The 19477-nt window shown below is 36.7% G+C and carries 13 protein-coding genes; 2 read left to right on the forward strand and 11 right to left on the reverse strand.

What is annotated here, in order from left to right:
* The 11 genes from MKX45_RS10300 to MKX45_RS10350 form a co-directional block, all read right to left on the reverse strand.
* Entirely contained in the window at positions 1–1218 is a 1218-nt protein-coding gene (locus MKX45_RS10300; RefSeq protein ID WP_057720738.1) for a cysteine desulfurase, read from the reverse strand.
* Positions 1218–2474, reverse strand: coding sequence for a Fe-S cluster assembly protein SufD (sufD, locus tag MKX45_RS10305; protein WP_015426954.1), 1257 nt, complete (start codon positions 2472–2474; stop codon positions 1218–1220). Before sufD ends, MKX45_RS10300 begins: the two co-directional genes overlap by 1 nt.
* Before the next feature lie 137 nt (positions 2475–2611).
* Positions 2612–3382 carry a Fe-S cluster assembly ATPase SufC gene (gene sufC, locus MKX45_RS10310; protein WP_004255181.1) on the reverse strand — a complete coding sequence of 257 codons (771 nt, stop codon included), beginning with the start codon at positions 3380–3382 and terminating at the stop codon, positions 2612–2614.
* Between the two features lie 175 nt (positions 3383–3557).
* Positions 3558–4889, reverse strand: coding sequence for a glycosyltransferase family 4 protein (locus MKX45_RS10315; RefSeq protein ID WP_015426955.1), 1332 nt, complete (start codon positions 4887–4889; stop codon positions 3558–3560).
* 2 nt (positions 4890–4891) lie between these two features.
* A complete protein-coding gene (locus MKX45_RS10320; RefSeq protein ID WP_004255173.1) occupies positions 4892–5593 on the reverse strand; it encodes an adaptor protein MecA in 702 nt (233 codons plus the stop codon).
* A 129-nt stretch (positions 5594–5722) separates the two neighbouring features.
* Entirely contained in the window at positions 5723–6457 is a 735-nt protein-coding gene (locus MKX45_RS10325; protein ID WP_004255171.1) for an amino acid ABC transporter ATP-binding protein, read from the reverse strand.
* Positions 6457–7143, reverse strand: coding sequence for an amino acid ABC transporter permease (locus MKX45_RS10330; protein WP_004255158.1), 687 nt, complete (start codon positions 7141–7143; stop codon positions 6457–6459). The genes MKX45_RS10325 and MKX45_RS10330 overlap by 1 nt, the downstream gene beginning before the upstream one ends.
* A 147-nt stretch (positions 7144–7290) precedes the next feature.
* A complete protein-coding gene (locus MKX45_RS10335) occupies positions 7291–8199 on the reverse strand; it encodes a diacylglycerol/lipid kinase family protein (RefSeq protein WP_128267519.1) in 909 nt (302 codons plus the stop codon).
* A gap of 144 nt (positions 8200–8343) precedes the next feature.
* Entirely contained in the window at positions 8344–11967 is a 3624-nt protein-coding gene (rpoC, locus tag MKX45_RS10340; RefSeq protein WP_340817172.1) for a DNA-directed RNA polymerase subunit beta', read from the reverse strand.
* A 108-nt stretch (positions 11968–12075) separates the two neighbouring features.
* Complete coding sequence (rpoB, locus tag MKX45_RS10345; protein WP_340817173.1) at positions 12076–15666, reverse strand: DNA-directed RNA polymerase subunit beta; 3591 nt, start codon at positions 15664–15666, stop codon at positions 12076–12078.
* Between the two features lie 265 nt (positions 15667–15931).
* Entirely contained in the window at positions 15932–16540 is a 609-nt protein-coding gene (locus tag MKX45_RS10350) for a transcriptional regulator (RefSeq protein WP_340817174.1), read from the reverse strand.
* Between the two features lie 233 nt (positions 16541–16773).
* Between MKX45_RS10350 and MKX45_RS10355 the strand changes: the two genes are divergently transcribed.
* A complete protein-coding gene (locus tag MKX45_RS10355) occupies positions 16774–17448 on the forward strand; it encodes a helix-turn-helix domain-containing protein (RefSeq protein ID WP_340817175.1) in 675 nt (224 codons plus the stop codon).
* Between the two features lie 112 nt (positions 17449–17560).
* The gene (gene pepO, locus MKX45_RS10360) at positions 17561–19444 is read left to right on the forward strand and encodes an endopeptidase PepO (protein ID WP_340817176.1); all 1884 of its coding nucleotides are present in this window, start codon (positions 17561–17563) and stop codon (positions 19442–19444) included.
* The last annotated feature ends 33 nt before the right edge of the window (positions 19445–19477 follow it).

A 19477-nucleotide genomic window follows, 5' to 3' on the forward strand; every position in this document is an offset into this window, starting at 1 on the left:
TTAATCAAGGTTGAAAAACTCCTTTGTTTTTTTAAGTGCTTCAACTAATTTATCACAATCAGCTTTTGTATTATAAAGATAAAAGCTTGCTCTAGCAGTTGCCGGAGTTTCGAGATAATTCAATAAAGGTTGAGCACAATGGTGACCAGCTCTTACAGCTACTCCCTCCATATCAAGGGCAGTTGCGACATCATGCGGATGAAGTCCTTCAATATTAAAAGTAATTAGACCGCCTCTTTTTACATTATCTTTCGGTCCATAAATGGTTAAGCCTTCAATTTCTTGAAGTTTAGGCATGAGGTAATCAATCAATTCAATTTCATGTTGATGAATTTGGTCAATTCCAAGCTCTTGAATATAATCAATCGCAGCTCCTAAAGCAATAGCACCCGCAATATTAGGTGTGCCAGCTTCAAATTTCCAAGGAAGTTCTGTCCATGTTGAATGACTTTCATAAACAAAATCAATCATTTCTCCCCCAAATTCGACAGGTTCAAATTGATTTAGAAGTTCTTCTTTGCCGTAAAGAACGCCAATTCCGGTTGGTCCCATCATTTTATGACCTGAGAAAGCAAAGAAATCGACATCCATTTTTTGAAGGTCAATCGCCATATGTGGTGTAGATTGTGCACCATCAACCACCATGTAAGCACCGTGTTCATGAGCAATTTTGGTAATTTCTTCTACTGGATTAATTGTCCCTAATACATTAGAAACATGAGCAATCGATACAAATTTAGTTTGATTAGTGATTTTTTTACGTAAATCAGCCATATCTAGCTGACCATCTTTAAGATAGACAAACTTTAAGATTGCTCCAGTTTTCTTAGCAACTTCTTGCCAGGGAACAATATTAGAATGGTGTTCCATAATCGAAATGACAATTTCATCACCTGCTTTTAAGATTTGCCCAGCAAATTGAGCAACCCAGTTGATTGAAGTCGTTGTTCCTCTAGTAAACAAAACCTCTTTTGTTGATTTAGCATTGATAAAATGACGGACTTTTTCACGCGCCGCTTCGTATTTTTCAGTTGCTCGCTCTGCCAAAGTATGAACACCACGGTGGACATTAGCATTATCATTTTCATAATAATCTTTTATCGCAGCCAAAACCTTCAAAGGTTTTTGAGTCGTTGCCGCATTGTCCAAATAGACCAAAGGTTCATCATTAACAATTTGATTCAATACTGGAAAATCTTTTTTGATGCCTTCAAGCATTACATGCCCAGCTTTCTTTCAATAGTTTCAATAAATTCTGCTTGGACTGATTTGACAGGAATTTCACTGACAACTGAACCGAGAAATCCTCGAATAACAAGTCTTTTAGCAGTTTCTTCATCAAGTCCACGAGATTGAAGATAGAATAAATCTTCCTCATCTACCTGACCAACAGAAGCTGCGTGACCCGCAGTTACTTCATTTTCATCAATCAAGAGAATTGGATTTGCATCTCCTCGTCCTTTATCAGAAAGCATTAAAACATGAGAAGATTGTTGGGCATCCGCATTTTTCGCCCCTTTGATAATATGACCAATGGCATTAAATGTCAAAGTTCCTTTATCAAGAATTACACCATTTTGCAAGATATGACCAACCGAATTTAGACCAAAATTAGTCACTCTTGTATCAATTCCTTGCGTTTGATGACCTGTTGAAATCCCAACCACTTTAATTTGTGAATGAGAACCATTCCCTTTGAGGTCACTATCAAAGTCAGCAACAACATTTCCGTCATTCATGACACCAACAGACCAGTCAACTGTTGCATTATCACCAATCAATCCGCGACGAACAACTGAAGCTGTAACATTTTCTCCTAAACGGTCAATGGCTGCAAATTTGACTTGAGCTCCTGCTTTTGCAATTACTTCAACGACAATATTTGCTTTTGCTTTTGAGCTTTGCTCTCCACTTGTTTCCAAACGTTCAAGGTAGTCAACTTTGGCATTTTTCCCAACAATAATTAATATTCGTTTATTAAAAGGAACTTCTGATGAACCCTCTTGCATCAAAATTGATTCAATGGGTTCAAGAACTTCCACACCATCTGGAACATAAAGAACTAATCCAGAATTAAATGTCGCAGTATTTGCTGCTGTTAAACGACTTTCATTAAATGGAACCACAGAACCAAAATTTTCCTCAAGTAGTTCAGGAATTTCGGTTAAAGCTGAATTGAAATCTGTGAAAATTACGCCTTGTTCAGCCAAATTTGGTGTCATTTGTTCCATAACTGTTTGACTTCCGACTTGAACAAGCAAAGGATGATTTGGAATTTCCGTAAAAGTAGGAACAGATCCAATTTCTTCGTTTTCAGAAATTGTTAAATGGTCTAAGCCCCAACGATTAATTTTTACTCGTTCAATATTAGGTAATTCTAGATTTTCAAATTCAAGTGCAGCTTTTTGACGTAAATCTGATAACCAAGCTGGTTCAGCATGCATTTGTGAAAAGTTTAAGATTTCTTGATTCATAATTAATATTAGCAAGTTTGCATTTTCTTAACTGAATTCATTAATTTGCTGACAAAACATTCTGTCAGTAAATTAATGAACTTTAGACTTACTGACAGCTCTGTCAGTAAGCAAAAATAACTTACTATCTCCTTTCCTTAAACTTCTTCTTTATATTCTAATCCAAGTTCCTCAGCGATATTGACATATCCTTCAGTTTCTAGACGTTTAGCTAGTTCTGCGCCACCTGTTTTCACCACACGACCATCCATCATAATGTGGACAACATCTGGTGTAATATAATCAAGCAAACGTTGATAGTGAGTAATAATCAATGCCCCAAATTTCTCACCACGCATTGAATTAACACCTTTAGCAACAACTTTTAAAGCATCAATATCAAGTCCTGAGTCAATTTCATCAAGAATGGCAAAAGTTGGTTCTAACATCAAAAGTTGAAGGATTTCATTACGTTTCTTTTCACCACCAGAAAAGCCTTCATTGAGATAGCGCTCAGCCATTTCTTCTTTCATGCTCAAAACTTCCATATTTTTATCCAATTTTTTGATAAATTCCATAACAGAAACTTTGTCATCCTCAGCACGTTTAGCATTCATTGCTGCTCGCAAAAATTCTGCATTCGTAATTCCTGGAATTTCAGATGGATATTGCATGGCAAGGAAAAGTCCAAGACGAGCTCTTTCATCAACGCTCATTTCTAAAACGTTTTGACCGTCAAAAAGAACTTCTCCTTGTGTCACGCTATAATTAGGATTTCCCATAATTGCAGCAGATAATGTTGATTTACCAGTCCCATTAGGTCCCATAATCGCATGGATTTCATTGGTGTTGATGACTAGATTGACTCCTTTGAGAATCTCTTTATCTTCAATCGCCACATGAAGATTTTTAATTTCAAGTGTAGCCATTTTTTCGCTCCTTTGAATTGTCAATTGTATTTGACATTTATAGTATCTATTCTAACAAAAAATTGACAAAATTTGTTATTTTCGCATACATTATTTTTATTAATCGCAATATAAATAATAAATGACTACAGGCATTTTTAGATATCAAAAAAACCTCTAAAATTAGAGGTTTTTCTTATTTTTTATTTCGACTTCTACGATAATTTTGAATTGGGAATTCTTGTGTTGGTTCATCAATTTCCTCATTTATCATTGAATGATTTTCAATATCTTCTTCATTTTCATCTGTATCTGCATCTTCATCAGAATGGAGAACTTTATCACGATAACTAGAATTTCCAACAAATTTCAGTGCTTTTAAGACTGGCTGCCGATTTTCGCCTAAAATTCCAACAAGTTCAATAAATATTTCCAATCCAAAGAGACAAGCAATCACTAAGAGAATCCCACCGATACGACTTGAAAATTGCAAAAGAATGGATATAAATGCAAATATCGATGCAATTCCATAAATGACTAGAACAGCTCCACGATGAGTAAAACCAAGTGCCATTAGGCGATGGTGAAGATGTCGTTTATCAGCCGTTGCAATTGATTGACGATTAAGTTTACGACGAATCATTGCCATAATTGTATCCGTAATTGGTACTCCTAAAATTAATAAAGGAGTCAAAACGGCTACAGCCGTTGCATTTTTCAATCCTTGCAAAGAAGCAACCGAGATGATAAAACCAAGGAACAGAGCTCCCGTATCTCCCAGATAAATAATCGCTGGATGATAATTATAAGGAAAGAATCCCATAATTGCAGCCACCATTATAAAAATGGTAATCGGTAAAAATACATTTGGATTAGGTAAGAAAAAGTAAGAAACAATTCCCATTGTTGTCAGTGAAATAATTGATACTCCACTTGCTAGTCCGTCCAATCCGTCAATTAAATTTATTGCATTAGTAATCGCAAGTATCCAAAAAACGGTAAAAATAAAGGATAACCAAGCAGGAAAGATTAGTAAAGGCCCCCCGAAAGGAATTTTTAAATTATCAAAGCGGGCATTGGTAAAGAACCAGATAAAACTCGCCGCAACTGTCAATCCTAAAAGTTTCATTTTAGGTGAAATTTCTTTTATATCATCAATCAAACCAGTCAAAACAACAATTCCAGCACCAACAATAAAGGGCCAAATGTAGCTAAAATAGCTGACTAGCTGAATTGGCTGATGACTTGCGCCATGTACTGGAGGTTGCGAATGAATGGGAGGCTGATTATGAACAATATGTGGCAGAATAAACAAGGTCGCAATCGCAAAAGCAATGAAAATGACCAAACCTCCAGCAGAGGGCATTGGTTTTTTATTCACACGACGCTCGTTAGGCTTGTCCACCGCACCAATTGCTTTGGACACAAAAGTCATAATTGGCGTTAAAATCACAGAGATACCAAAAGTGATAATAATAACAATTAGGAACTTAAGTGCAAAGGGGATTTCTTTTAATGTATCAACCATATTTAGATTTTTCTAAGAACATCTAAAGCACGTGTCGCAATAAGACATTCACCATACTCCTGCAAAAATTCTCGACTCATTTTTGTTGCTTCCCCATATTCCATCATTCGTGAACGGGTACTTTCAACATGCATCTTGCCTTTTTCTTTTTGATTATCCAAAACAACAAGATAAAAATTGCCATCATAACGATAAAACTCTGATTCTTCATCAGCAAACTTCACATTTTTTATTCCTGTTAAGACAGACATAATATCTTCATAACGAATAGAGTAATAAATAAAATCTGGCTCTTGTTCAGCTTCGTCTTTTTTTGTTCCTGGTAAACCAAGCCCAGGTTTAAAATCAGTAATTCCTCGCTCGCGCGCCATATCTGCCCCTATTTCATTTAATTTATTATAAAAACCAGTCATCAATTCTTCAAACTCTTCTGGGTCATCTGGAATTTCTCCACCTTCACCTAGCATCGCTTCTTCATGAACAATCATATGAACACCTTGAGGAAAAGGTTGGATTTGAAAAGTTAACATTCCCACATTTCCAAAGCGATTTTCTAAACCAAGCTCATCAACCAATTCATAGAAAAATTGTTCAATGACTTCTTGATTTCCGAAAAAGTCTGATAATTTGATATCATAATCTGTCAAATCATCAAAAGACAAGGTGATTTTTATAGTATTTTCGTTTATATCCTCATATTTCATTTTGTTTTCTCTTTTCTATAATTTGTCTTCTATCACTTTACCAGTCTTATTAGTATTATACCACAGACCAGAAAAAAAACAGCAGACATGCCGTTTTTTTGATATTCTCTTTAACTATAAGCTTTTAAATTATAGGACTTTTGCTAAAAAGTCTTGTGTTCTTTTTTCTTTTGGAGAATCAAAAACTTGTGCCGGTTTTCCTTGCTCAACAATTGTTCCATCAGCCATAAACAAAACTCTGTCAGCAACTGTTTTAGCAAATCCCATTTCATGGGTTACAACGACCATTGTCATGCCTTCTTTGGCAAGTTCTTGCATCACGGCTAAAACTTCACCAACCATTTCAGGGTCAAGTGCTGACGTTGGTTCATCAAAAAGCATCACATCTGGGTTCATAGCTAAAGCACGAGCAATAGCTACCCTTTGTTGTTGCCCACCTGACAATGCTTGTGGATAAGCCTCTGCTTTATCTGAGAGTCCAACTCTTTGAAGTAAATCTTCCGCCGTTTTTTTAGCTTCTTCTTTGGTCATTTTACCCGTTTTAACTGGAGCCAAACATAGATTTTCAAGGACTGTCATATTAGGAAATAGATTAAATTGTTGAAAAACCATCCCCATTTTTTCTCGGTGTTTGAAGACATCCACTGATTTATCAGCAATATTAACTCCTTCAAAATAGACTTGACCATCTGTTGGCTTTTCTAATAAGTTCATCGTTCTTAAAAAAGTTGATTTCCCAGAGCCAGAGGGGCCAATCATCACAACAACTTCACCTTTTTTTATTTGGATATCAAGTCCTTTTAAGACTTCATTTTTTCCAAAATATTTATGCAGATTTTTTATTTCGATTAAATATTCATTCATTATTTTGCATATCCTTTCCCGAGTTTCTTTTCAAATAAAACAAGTAAGCGACTGACAACAAAAGTGACTACAAAATAGTAGAGAGCTACAAATAACATCGGGCTAATGGTTTGATAAGTCAAATTTGCTACTGTTTGTGCACCATTGAAAACTTCCATTACTCCAATTGTATAAAGAAGCGAGCTGTCCTTGATAATTGTCACAAATTCATTGCCGACGGCTGGTAGAATGTTTCTCAAAGCCTGAGGTAAAATAACGGTTGCCATCGCTTGTCTTGGGCGAATTCCTAATGAATAGGCTGCTTCTTTTTGTCCAAGAGGAACAGCTTCAATTCCAGCCCGAACAATTTCCGCCATATAAGCCCCCGAATTCAATGAGATTACAATAATCCCTGGAATCAAGCGCCCCAAATCTTGTTGTAAAATCCCAACTTGAAAGGTTGGTAAAGATAGACTTCCCATTAAGCCAAAACCAAGCATAATTTGAACGAGCATTGGTGTTCCACGGAAAATTTCAATATAGATATTTGCCAACCAGCGCAATGGAGCAATTTTAGAAATCTTGGCAAGGGCTGTGACAATCCCTAAGAGTGTTCCAATCAAAACCACGAAAGCTGAAATCAAAATTGTGACAATCATCCCATCATTAAAATAGGGCAGATATTTCGGTAAAAAATCAAAGTTCATATTTTCTCTTTTCTGTTTTATAATTTCTATTTTTATAAAAAAACAATAGCATAATTATAATATAAAAAGTATAAAAATACAACAATTATTGTATAATAATTAATTGAAAATAAATAAAAACTCCATAATTGGAGTTTTTTTATTCTGTCAGTAAATAATCATTCTTCTTTCAGTACTGATTGAAAGTCTGTCAGCAGCAACTAACTCATGAATTTCTCCATCAATTTGGACTGGTTGACTTTCTGCTAATTCTACAGAAAACTGAGGACTCACTCGGTGTAAAAATAAGGGATGTTTTAAATGCATTCCGCGAAGAACACTTGGAATTAATGAAAAAGTCCGTAATAAGTGATGTTTATTATATTCAACAAGGTGAATATCTGCATTTTCATTGGTGGCCTCAGGAGAAATTTTTACTCCACCTCCAAAGTATGGATGTTTGGTAAAAGTCATCAGAAAGGCATTTTCTAGTGAAATTTCTTGATTTTCTACTTCAATTAAAGCTGTAAATGGTTTTTTAGTTATCAAAACGTGCAAGGCAGTCAAAATATATGAAAAACTTCCCAATTTCAATTTGTTAAGCACTTGTTTAAGCTTTCCTTCATTGGCAGATTTCACGATAGTTGCATCTAAACCAATTCCAATATTATTTAGAGCATAGCCACTCAATCCTTTAGATTGATAATTCATGATAAAAATCTCATGATTAATTCCTCTACGAGCAGCTTCAAAAGATTCAATTGGGTCAAGTTTCAACTTTAAGCTTCTGGCGAAATCATTGCCAGAACCTGAAGGAATATAAGAAAAGGCCTCTTCTTCTGGAAGTTCATTAATGACAAGTGAAATGGTACCATCCCCACCAATAATAACTAAGTGGTCATCCGGATTTTTAAGGTCTAATATTTGTCTGACCAAAGCGCCTTCTTCGCCAGCAGCTTTAGTTTTAAAAAGTCGATATTCATAATTATTTTTTTCCAAATATGGAATCAAAGTCTCCAAAGTCCGAGCACCTTTACCTGCACCAGAATTGGGATTTGCAAGGAGATAATAAGTCATAGAATTATTTTACCAAAAATGACAGAGATTTTATGTTTTTAATGATTTTGTCAGTAAATTTAATAAAAAAGGTTACTGACAAAAATAAAAAAATCACTGACAGAAATTCTGTCAGTAATTTTTATTTATTTTCTAGATTTAAAATTAGTTTTCCACAGTTTCTGTTTCAACTTCTTCTACTTTTGGAGCATTTGTTAAATTAGCTAAAGGTTCAATGTTACGGTAACGGAACATACCTGTACCAGCAGGAATAATCTTACCGATAATAACATTTTCTTTCAAACCAAGCAAGTGATCTTCTTTACCACGAATTGCGGCATCAGTAAGGACACGAGTTGTTTCTTGGAATGATGCAGCTGACAAGAATGAATTTGTTTCAAGAGAGGCTTTAGTAATACCCATCAAGACTGGACGACCAGTTGCAGGCATTTCACCATTCAAGAGTGCAGTTTCATTCAAAGCTTCAAAGTCAGAAATATCCATCAAAGTACCTGGAAGGATATCAGTTGAACCATTATCCATGACACGAACTTTACGAAGCATTTGGCGAACCATTACCTCGATGTGTTTGTCACCAATTTCAACCCCTTGTGAACGGTAAGTTTTTTGTACTTCACCGAGCAAGTAAGTTTCAACTGACAAGGCATCACGAACTTGAAGCAAGTGTTTAGGTTCGATAGAACCTTGAATCAAAGGTGCACCACGGTGAATAAATTCACCTTCTTCAACCATCAAGACATCAGCCATACCTACAGTGTAGCTACGAGTGTCTGTTTTACCTTTAACAGTAATTTCACGAGTACGTGTAGCAGGATCTTCAACGATTGATTCAACTGTACCAGTTACTTCAGTGATGATTGCTTCCCCTTTAGGGTTACGTGCTTCAAAGATTTCTTGAACACGAGGCAAACCTTGAGTGATATCTGAACTTGACGCAACACCACCCGTATGGAATGTACGCATTGTCAACTGAGTACCAGGTTCACCGATTGATTGAGCGGCGATTGTACCAACAGCTTCACCAACTTCAACAGCATCACCTGTTGCCAAGTTGATACCATAACAATGTTTACATACACCATGTGGAGTTTTACATGTAAATACTGAACGGATAGTTACTTCTTTAACACCAGCATCAATAATTTTACGGGCAACATCTTCAGAAATCAAAGTGTCGTCAGCAATAATCATTTCACCAGTTTCTGGATGAAGCACTGATTTACGAGTATAACGACCTACCAAACGTTCAAAGAGTGGTTCAACCATTTCTTTACCAGTAGCAATATCAGAAATTACAAGTCCACGGTCAGTTCCACAGTCGTCTTCACGAATGATAACATCTTGGGCAACGTCAACCAAACGACGAGTAAGATAACCAGAGTCGGCTGTCTTAAGGGCCGTATCGGTCATCCCTTTACGGGCACCGTGAGTTGAGAAGAACATTTCCAAGACAGAAAGACCTTCACGGAAGTTTGAGATGATAGGCAATTCCATGATTTTACCATTAGGAGCGGCCATCAAACCACGCATACCAGCAAGTTGAGAGAAGTTAGAGATGTTACCACGGGCTCCAGAGTCCATCATCATAACGATTGGGTTTGTCAAATCTTGTTCATCAATCAATCGTTTTTCAAGGGCTTCTTTTGCATCACGCCAAACGCCTGTAACAGCGTTATAACGTTCATCATCAGTAATCAAACCACGACGGAATTGTTTAGTGATTTGTTCCACACGTTTGTGGGCAGCATCAATGATTTCATGTTTATCTTCAACAACAGGGATATCGGCGATACCCACAGTCAAACCAGCTAAAGTAGATTGGTGGTAACCAAGGTCTTTCAAGCGGTCAAGGTACTCAGATGTAGCTGTTGTACGGTAACGTTTGAAGACTTCAGCGATGATATTTCCAAGATATCCTTTTTTGAATGGACGAACAGTATCAATTCCAGCCAAAACTTCTTTGATATCTTGACCAGCATCCATAAAGAAGCGGTCATCAGTTGAAGTTGTCAAGTTAACATCAGTTGGTTCGTTCAAGTAAGGCATTCCTTCAGGAATGATTGAGTTGAAAATAACTTTACCAACAGTAGTTACCAAGATTTTATCTTTTTGGTTTTCTGTCCAAGGTTTGTTGAGTGATTTTGTTGCGATACCGATACGAGTATGTAAATGTACATAACCATTACGCATTGCAATTTCAACTTCTTCAGGAGTTGCAAAAATCATTCCTTCGCCTTCACGACCTTTTTCTTCCATCGTAAGGTAGTAGTTACCAAGGACCATATCTTGAGATGGTGTAACAACTGGTTTACCATCTTTAGGGTTCAAGATATGTTCAGCAGCAAGCATCAAAAGACGTGCTTCAGCTTGTGCTTCTTCAGACAATGGCAAGTGAATGGCCATTTGGTCACCGTCAAAGTCGGCGTTGTAGGCTTCACAAGCAAGTGGGTGAAGACGGATGGCTTTACCATCAATTAAGACTGGTTCAAAAGCTTGAATACCTAAACGGTGAAGCGTAGGTGCGCGGTTAAGAAGAACAGGGTGTTCTTTAACAACTGTTTCAAGTACATCCCAAACATCAGAATCTTGACGTTCAACTTTACGTTTAGCCGCACGAATATTAGCAGCCAATTCTTTCTTAACAAGTTGAGCCATTACGAATGGTTTGAACAACTCAATCGCCATTTCACGCGGAACACCACATTGGTACATTTTGAGTGTTGGACCTACAGCGATAACTGAACGTCCAGAATAGTCAACACGTTTACCAAGCAAGTTTTGACGGAAACGTCCTTGTTTCCCTTTCAACATGTGTGAAAGAGATTTCAATGGGCGGTTACCAGCACCAGTGATTGGACGACCACGACGACCATTGTCAATCAAAGTATCAACAGCTTCTTGAAGCATCCGTTTTTCATTTTGAACGATAATATTTGGAGCATTAAGTTCCATCAAACGTTTCAAACGGTTATTACGGTTAATAACACGACGGTATAAGTCATTCAAGTCAGATGTGGCAAAACGTCCACCATCTAATTGAACCATTGGACGCAAATCTGGTGGAATAACTGGTAATACGTTTAAGACCATCCAAGATAAAGCATTTCCTGATTTTCTGAAAGCTGACAAAACGTCCAAACGACGAATAATTTTTACACGACGTTGTCCAGTAACTGTTTTGAGCTCTTCTTTGAGTTCAGAAACTTCTTTATCAATATCAACATCGTTCAACAAATCTTGAATCGCTTCAGCACCCATTTTTGCAACGAATGAACCAAAACCATTTTTCAAAAGTTGTTCACGATATTCACGTTCAGTCAAGAGTTGTTTCTTCTCAAGATCAGTTTCTTTAGGATCAATCACAACATAACTTGCAAAGTAAATCACTTCTTCAAGTGCACGTGGACTCATATCAAGAGCAAGTCCCATACGTGATGGAATTCCTTTGAAGTACCAAATGTGTGAAATTGGAGCAGCAAGCTCAATATGTCCCATACGTTCACGACGTGATTTTGCAGTTGTTACTTGAACACCACAAAGTTCGCAGACTTGATTTTTGTAGAAAACACCTTTAAGTTTTCCACAAGCACATTCCCAGTCTTTTTGAGGACCGAAAATACGTTCATCAAAGAGTCCTTCACGTTCAGGTTTTTGTGTACGATAGTTAATTGTTTCTGGTTTTTTAACTTCACCGAATGACCAGTAACGAATTTTTTGTGGAGATGCGATACCAATACGCATACTCTCAAATTTATTTACATCAACCAATTCTTTCTCCACTTCTAATAAATTTAACGCTAGACGATTATGAGATTAGAGATTTACTGACAGAAATTTTTGTCAGTAAATCTATCTCAAAATATTAATTACAAAATCTTATTTTTCAGTATCAGCGTTAATCAAAGCTTCTTCTTCAGCTTCTGCTTGTGCAACAATAGCTTCCTGTGCTTCAAGCATTTCAGGAGTAATTTCTGTATTATCTGGACGAGTCATTACTTCATCTTCATCCAATTCACGTAAGTCAAGAACATTACGGTCAGCATCAAGGACTTTCATATCAAGACCAAGTGATTGTAACTCTTTAACCAATACGCGGAATGATTCAGGAAGACCTGGTTTAGGAATACGTTCTCCTTTAACAATAGCTTCATAAGCGCGCGTACGTCCAATCACGTCATCTGATTTGTAAGTCAAGATTTCTTGAAGAACATTGGCAGCACCATAGGCTTCAAGTGCCCAAACTTCCATTTCCCCAAAACGTTGTCCACCGAACTGCGCTTTACCACCGAGCGGTTGTTGTGTAACGAGTGAGTAAGGACCAACTGAACGAGCATGGAGTTTATCATCAACCATGTGGTGAAGTTTAATCATATACATGACACCGACTGAAATTCGGTTATCAAATGGTTCACCAGTACGTCCGTCATAAAGGACCGTTTTCGCATCATCGGCCATTCCAGCTTCTTTAACGGTATCCCAGATATCTTCATCAGATGCTCCATCAAACACTGGAGTTGCAATGTGAATTCCAAGTGTACGAGCAGCCATACCTAAATGGAGCTCCATAACTTGTCCGATATTCATACGTGATGGTACCCCAAGTGGGTTCAACATGATATCAATAGGTGTTCCATCTGGTAAGTAAGGCATATCTTCCATTGGAACGATATTTGAAACAACCCCTTTATTACCATGACGTCCGGCCATTTTATCCCCAACGTGAATCTTACGTTTTTGAGCGATGAAGACACGAACAAGTTTATTCACGCCTGATGGCAATTCATCACCATTTTCGCGTGTAAATACACGAACGTCATGAACAATACCGCCACCTCCGTGAGGAACACGAAGTGATGTATCACGAACTTCACGAGCTTTTTCACCGAAGATTGCACGAAGCAAACGTTCTTCTGGTGTTGGATCAGTTTCACCTTTAGGAGTTACTTTACCAACAAGCAAGTCACCATCTTTAACTTCAGCACCAATACGGATAATTCCTGATTCATCAAGGTTTTTGAGTGCTTCATCCCCAACGTTTGGAATTTCACGAGTAATTTCTTCAGGGCCAAGTTTTGTATCGCGTGTTTCTGATTCATATTCTTCGATGGCAATTGATGTATAAACGTCGTCTTTAATCAAACGTTCTGACATGATTACCGCATCCTCGAAGTTATAACCTTCCCAAGTCATATAAGCAACAAGTGGATTTTGACCAAGGGCCATTTCTCCATTTTCCATAGAAGGTCCATCAGCAATGATGTCCCCTTTCTCAACTTTTTCTCCAAGTCGAGCCAATGGACGTTGGTTATAAGAAGTTCCTGAGTTTGAACGACGATATTTTGTAATATTGTAAATATCAAGTTCACCAGAAGTACGACGAACACGAATTTCATTACCATCAACATACTCAACAACACCAGCATGTTTTGCAATAAGCGCAGTACCTGAGTCACGAGCAGTTTGATGTTCCATACCAGTACCAATCCAAGGTGCATGTGGGTCAATCAATGGAACTGCTTGACGTTGCATGTTGGCACCCATGAGGGCACGGTTGGAGTCATCGTTTTCCAAGAATGGAATACATGCAGCAGCAACGGCGATAACCTGTTTAGGTGAAACATCCATATAGTCTGCTGTTGAAGCTTCAACTTCAATATTGTTACCAGTATGACGAGCCATAACTGTTTCGTTAGCAAAGCGGCTATCTTCAGTCAATGGTGAGTTGGCTTGGGCAACAGTATAGTTGTCTTCTTCATCGGCAGTTAAATATTCAACTTCGTCAGTAACCACACCGTTCACACGGTCAACACGACGGTATGGTGACATGATGAAACCATATTCGTTTACTTTGGCATATGATGATAAGTTGTTAATCAAACCGATGTTTGGTCCTTCAGGTGTTTCAATAGGACACATACGGCCATAGTGAGTATAGTGAACGTCACGTACTTCATATGAAGCACGGTCACGTGAGATACCACCAGGTCCTAAGGCAGAAAAACGACGTTTGTGTGAAAGCTCAGATAAAGGATTGTGTTGGTCCATAAATTGTGACAATTGTGATGAACCAAAGAATTCTTTAATTGAAGCTGTTACAGGACGAATGTTAATCAAACCTTGTGGTGTGATATTTTCATTTTCTGAAGATGACATACGTTCGCGAATAACACGTTCCATACGTGAAAGACCGATACGTACTTGATTTTGAAGCAATTCACCTACTGAACGGATACGACGGTTACCTAAGTGGTCAATATCGTCTACTTTACCAATTCCTTCAGCAAGACCAAGCCAGTAGCTGATATTTGAAATCACATCGGCTGGTGTCAAGACACGGCATTCTGCATCAGGATTACCATTTGAGAGTAATGTAACAACACGTTCTGGATCTTTAGGTGAATAAACTTTGATACTTTGCAAAGTAATTGGTTCTGGAATTACAGCGTCGTCAGATGGTTCAACAACAAAGTTTCCAAGACCGTTATCAAGCAATGGTTCGATTAAATCAAGCACATCACGAGTAACAAGAGTATCTGTATTAACAAGAATTTCACCAGTTTCTGGGTCAACAATCGGTTCAGCCAAAGTCAAACCAAGCAAACGATTTTTAAGCGCTAATTTCTTGTTAAATTTGTAACGTCCAACAGGTGCGAAGTCATAACGTTTTGGATCGAAGAAACGAGCAACAAGCAAGCCACGTGAGCTATCTGCTGTTTTAGGTTCTCCTGGACGCAAGCGGTCATAGATGTCTTTGAGCGCTTCTTCTACACGCGTGTCAGCTGGGTTTTTATGAACATCTTTTGCAATAGTGTCTGTTAAAAGTTGAGTTTCTCCCAACAATTCAAGGATTTCTTCATCTGAACCAAATCCAAGCGCACGAAGCATAGTTGTAAAAGTTAATTTACGTGTACGGTCAATACGAACATAACCAATGCCTTTAGCATCTGTATCTAACTCAAACCAAGCTCCACGGTTAGGAATTGTTGTATGTCCAAAACTTTCAAGACCGTTTTTATCAGCTTTAAGATGGAAGTATGAACCAGGACTACGTACCAATTGGCTAACGATCAAACGTTCTGAACCGTTATTGATAAATGTCCCCATTTCAGTCATGAGTGGGAAGTCACCAAAAAAGACTTCTTGTGTTTTTAATTCACCAGTTTCTTTATTTACAAGACGGAAGGTTACATAGATAGGTGCTGAATAGTTTGCGTCATGTGCGCGAGCTTCTTCAACAGTATATTTTGGGGTTTTCATTTCATAACCAACAAATTCGAGTTCCATTGTACCCGCAAAGTTGTCGATTGGAAACATTTCTTTGAAGACATTTGCAAGACCTTCATCGAGGAAGTTTTTATAACTTAATGTTTGAACTTCGATGAGGTTTGGCAAACCGATTACTTCTTTAATACGTGAAAAACTGCGTCTTGTACGGTGTTTACCGTATTTTACGTCATGTCCTGCCAAGTGTTTTCTCCTCTATTTTTTAGATTTGATTAAAAAAGTCTGTGTTTTTGATGAATTTTTAATTAAAAAAACCGAAAAGTCTGTAGTTTGTCTTTTTTATAACTTTTCTGGTTTATTCAATATAAAAGACGCCAAAAAAGCAACGAAAACAGTAGTGTTTCGTTGCTTACAAAGCCTATGGGGACAATATATCCCACAGATTTTGCTGACAAACCATTATTTCTATTATACTATTTTATATGAAAATTTTCAAGTTTTTTTTAGTTTAACGGTCTATTTTTTCAATGATGCTTTTAAATGCTTCTAATTCTGAACGAGATAATGATTGAACTAAAGAAACAAAGGTTTCATTTCGTCTTTGCCCTTCCAGTTCTACCAACATGATATAAGACATTTGATTCCCTATAAATGTTGATAAAAAATCTACCAATATTCTCTTTTCTTCTTCCAGAGGAGAATCTGTCAGTAGAAAAAGGGTTCCCAATCTCAAATGATTTCCTTCTATAGGTAGAAAGCTGAGAAATTTATTTGGAAATTTGCTCGAAATTTCTTTCACTGGTTCTAAAATTGATTGGGCCATTGGTAGGCTTGCGCTCATTTCGTAGTGATTTAATAGTTGACTAGAGATATCTTTTGATATTTTTTGATAGATAAAAAAATTTTGGAGGCTTATATCATCCTGATAAGAATTATCAGAATCAGTAAAACCATAACCTAAACAATTTCGTTTGGTATCTATGATAAAAAGGCTAGACTCTAAAACTTTGGCACTTTTCTCTACCACCTCTTGATAAGCTAGTGGTTTTCCAAGGTCAATAAATGATCTTTTCAAAATAATATTTATGTCTTGGATTTTGTCATAAATTTCTTTCAATTTTTCCCTTTCTCTTCTCAAAAAGCATATTGAGTATTCCTATGATTACTTTTATAATACCACACGACGTTATAGATGTCAATTTCGTTAAAGAATTTGCAACAATTAATTTTTTAACTTAAATATTGCTATTTTTTTAAGTTTTAGGTATTTTATATCTAATAACTATATGATATAATGTATTTGTTACAAATATTAAAAATATTTATTCAATACATGTTGAGGTGATTTTAATGTTCTATGACCGTCTAAAAACTTTAGTTATTGATTCTCAGAAATCTTTCAACCAGGTCGAAAGAGAGTTGAGATATCCCAGAAACGCCCTTGCTAATTATCGCTTGGGAAAAGAACCTTCTGCCAAAAGATTGACAGAAATTGCTGATTATTTTAATGTCACAACTGAATACCTTCTTGGTAAAGATGACAAGTACAGTTATAATAAGGCAAAGCTTTTGTTTGAATATCTTACATTAGATAATAAACAAAACTTGCTAAATTATATTCAAAATCGAATTGATGAGCTTGAACTTCTTGAAAGAGAGCCCATTTCTTTGAGTACTGAACAATTTGTATTTTGTGGTGATAATAATTGGGCGCTACAAGAAAGCCGCAAAACAATCAAACTGCTCACAAAGCAACTTCCTGATGATTACGATGCAGTTTTTGAACTCGTTGGGGGTCCTTTAGATGCGGAAGCTCCTGGTAATGGAGATTTACTTTTTGTAAAATTTACTGACGCAAATTTTGCAGAGCTGATCCATAATTTCTTGTTGCAACATGACCATTTTGCCAAGCTTTCAGTAAAAGATGAAAAGCTTACTTGTCTAAGCCGTGATGCTGGAAGCCTTGCCGAAGTCCCTGAACTTTTTGGCAAAATTGCTAAAATTTATCGTTTCAGAACTATTTAATTACGAGTTTACATTAATTTTCAAATTGCTGTTAAAAAGTGCTGATGGAATTCGTCAGCGCTTTTTTGTAAGTGTGATATAATATAAAAAATATCCATAATAGGAGGTCGATATGACAAGGATTCAAGATGATTTATTCGCTACTGTTAATGCTGATTGGTTAGAAAATGCAGAAATTCCTGCTGACAAACCAAGAATTTCAGCTTTTGATGAATTAGTACTAAAAAATGAGAAAAATTTGGCTAAAGATTTAGCTGAGTTATCACAAAACCTACCTACTGATAATCCAGAATTGCTTGAAGCAATCAAATTTTATAATAAAGCAGGAGATTGGCAAGCAAGAGAAAAAGCGGATTTTTCTGCCGTAAAAAATGAACTTGCTAAAGTTGAAACTTTAAATACTTTTGAAGATTTTAAAAATAATTTGACTCAACTCGTTTTCCATTCACAGGCTCCTCTTCCATTTTCTTTTAGTGTTGAACCTGATATGAAAGATGCTATTCACTATTCTCTTGGATTCTCTGGTCCGGGCTTGATTTTACCTGATACCACTTATTATAATGATGAACACCCTAGAAAAAAAGAATTACTTGATTTTTGGGCTAAAAATACAAGCGAAATTTTAAAGACATTTGATGTTGAAAATGCAGAAGAGATTGCAAAGTCTGCCCTTAAATTCGATGCTCTTTTAGTTCCGTCAGCAAATACTTCTGAAGAGTGGGCAAAATATGCTGAACTTTATCATCCAATTTCTACTGACAACTTTGTCAGTAAAGTTAAAAACCTGGATTTAAAATCTTTAATTAAAGATTTAGTAAAAACTGAACCTGATAAAGTCATTGTTTATGAAGACCGTTTTTACGAATCATTTGATTCACTTATCAATGAAGAAAATTGGTCGCTCATTAAAGCTTGGATGCTGACAAAAATTGCACGTGGCGCTACTTCTTTCTTCAATGAAGACCTTAGAATTCTTGGTGGAGCTTACGGACGTTTCCTTTCAAATGTTCAAGAAGCAAGAAGTCAAGAAAAACATCAACTTGATTTGACTGAGTCTTATTTTAGCCAAGTGATTGGTTTATTCTATGGTAAAAAATATTTTGGTGAAGCTGCTAAGGCCGATGTCAAACGGATGGTCACTGCGATGATTAAAGTTTACCAAGCACGTTTGTCTAATAATGAGTGGCTCAGTCAAGAAACAGCTGAAAAAGCCATTGAAAAATTGGATGCTATTACTCCTTTCATTGGTTTCCCAGATAAATTGCCTGAAATTTATAGTCGTTTAAAAACAACTTCTGGCTCTCTCTATGAAGATGCCCTTAAATTCGATGAAATTTTGACTGCTCGAACTTTTGAAAAATTCTCAGAAGATGTTGATAAAACAAGCTGGCATATGCCTGCTCATATGGTCAATGCTTATTATAGTCCTGATAGTAATACAATTGTTTTTCCAGCAGCAATTTTGCAAGCTCCTTTTTACTCTCTTGAACAATCTTCATCACAAAATTACGGTGGAATCGGCGCAGTCATTGCTCATGAAATTTCTCATGCGTTCGATAACAACGGCGCCCAATTCGATAAAGAAGGAAATTTGAACAAATGGTGGTTAGATAAAGATTATGAAGCTTTTGAAGAAAAGCAAAAAGAAATGATTGCACTCTTTGACGGCGTAGAAACCGAAGCTGGTCCAGCAAACGGAAAACTCATTGTGTCAGAAAATATTGCTGACCAAGGAGGAATTACAGCGGCACTGACAGCAGCTAAAGATGAGAAAGACGTTGATTTGAAGGCATTCTTTAGTCAGTGGGCTAAGATTTGGCGCATGAAAGCAAGTAAAGAATTCCAACAAATGCTTTTGTCAATGGATGTTCATGCACCCGCTAAACTTCGTGCCAATATTCCTCCAACAAATCTCGAAGAATTTTACGAAACTTTTGATGTTAAAGAAACAGATAAGATGTATCGTGCACCAGAAAATCGTCTTAAAATTTGGTAATAGTTAATTGAATACAAAAAGTACTTCTAAAAT

Origin of the sequence: Lactococcus sp. FSL W8-0209, from assembly GCF_038006585.1 — a bacterium.
Lineage (GTDB): Bacteria > Bacillota > Bacilli > Lactobacillales > Streptococcaceae > Lactococcus > Lactococcus lactis.

What these genes read in the sequence shown, in the direction of transcription:
- MKX45_RS10300 (WP_057720738.1), bottom strand. Translation starts at nt 1,218, where the DNA reads ATGCTTGAAGGCATCAAAAAAGATTTTCCAGTATTGAATCAAATTGTT.
- sufD (WP_015426954.1), bottom strand. Translation starts at nt 2,474, where the DNA reads ATGAATCAAGAAATCTTAAACTTTTCACAAATGCATGCTGAACCAGCT.
- sufC (WP_004255181.1), bottom strand. Translation starts at nt 3,382, where the DNA reads ATGGCTACACTTGAAATTAAAAATCTTCATGTGGCGATTGAAGATAAA.
- MKX45_RS10315 (WP_015426955.1), bottom strand. Translation starts at nt 4,889, where the DNA reads ATGGTTGATACATTAAAAGAAATCCCCTTTGCACTTAAGTTCCTAATT.
- MKX45_RS10320 (WP_004255173.1), bottom strand. Translation starts at nt 5,593, where the DNA reads ATGAAATATGAGGATATAAACGAAAATACTATAAAAATCACCTTGTCT.
- MKX45_RS10325 (WP_004255171.1), bottom strand. Translation starts at nt 6,457, where the DNA reads ATGAATGAATATTTAATCGAAATAAAAAATCTGCATAAATATTTTGGA.
- MKX45_RS10330 (WP_004255158.1), bottom strand. Translation starts at nt 7,143, where the DNA reads ATGAACTTTGATTTTTTACCGAAATATCTGCCCTATTTTAATGATGGG.
- MKX45_RS10335 (WP_128267519.1), bottom strand. Translation starts at nt 8,199, where the DNA reads ATGACTTATTATCTCCTTGCAAATCCCAATTCTGGTGCAGGTAAAGGT.
- MKX45_RS10355 (WP_340817175.1), top strand. Translation starts at nt 16,774, where the DNA reads ATGTTCTATGACCGTCTAAAAACTTTAGTTATTGATTCTCAGAAATCT.
- pepO (WP_340817176.1), top strand. Translation starts at nt 17,561, where the DNA reads ATGACAAGGATTCAAGATGATTTATTCGCTACTGTTAATGCTGATTGG.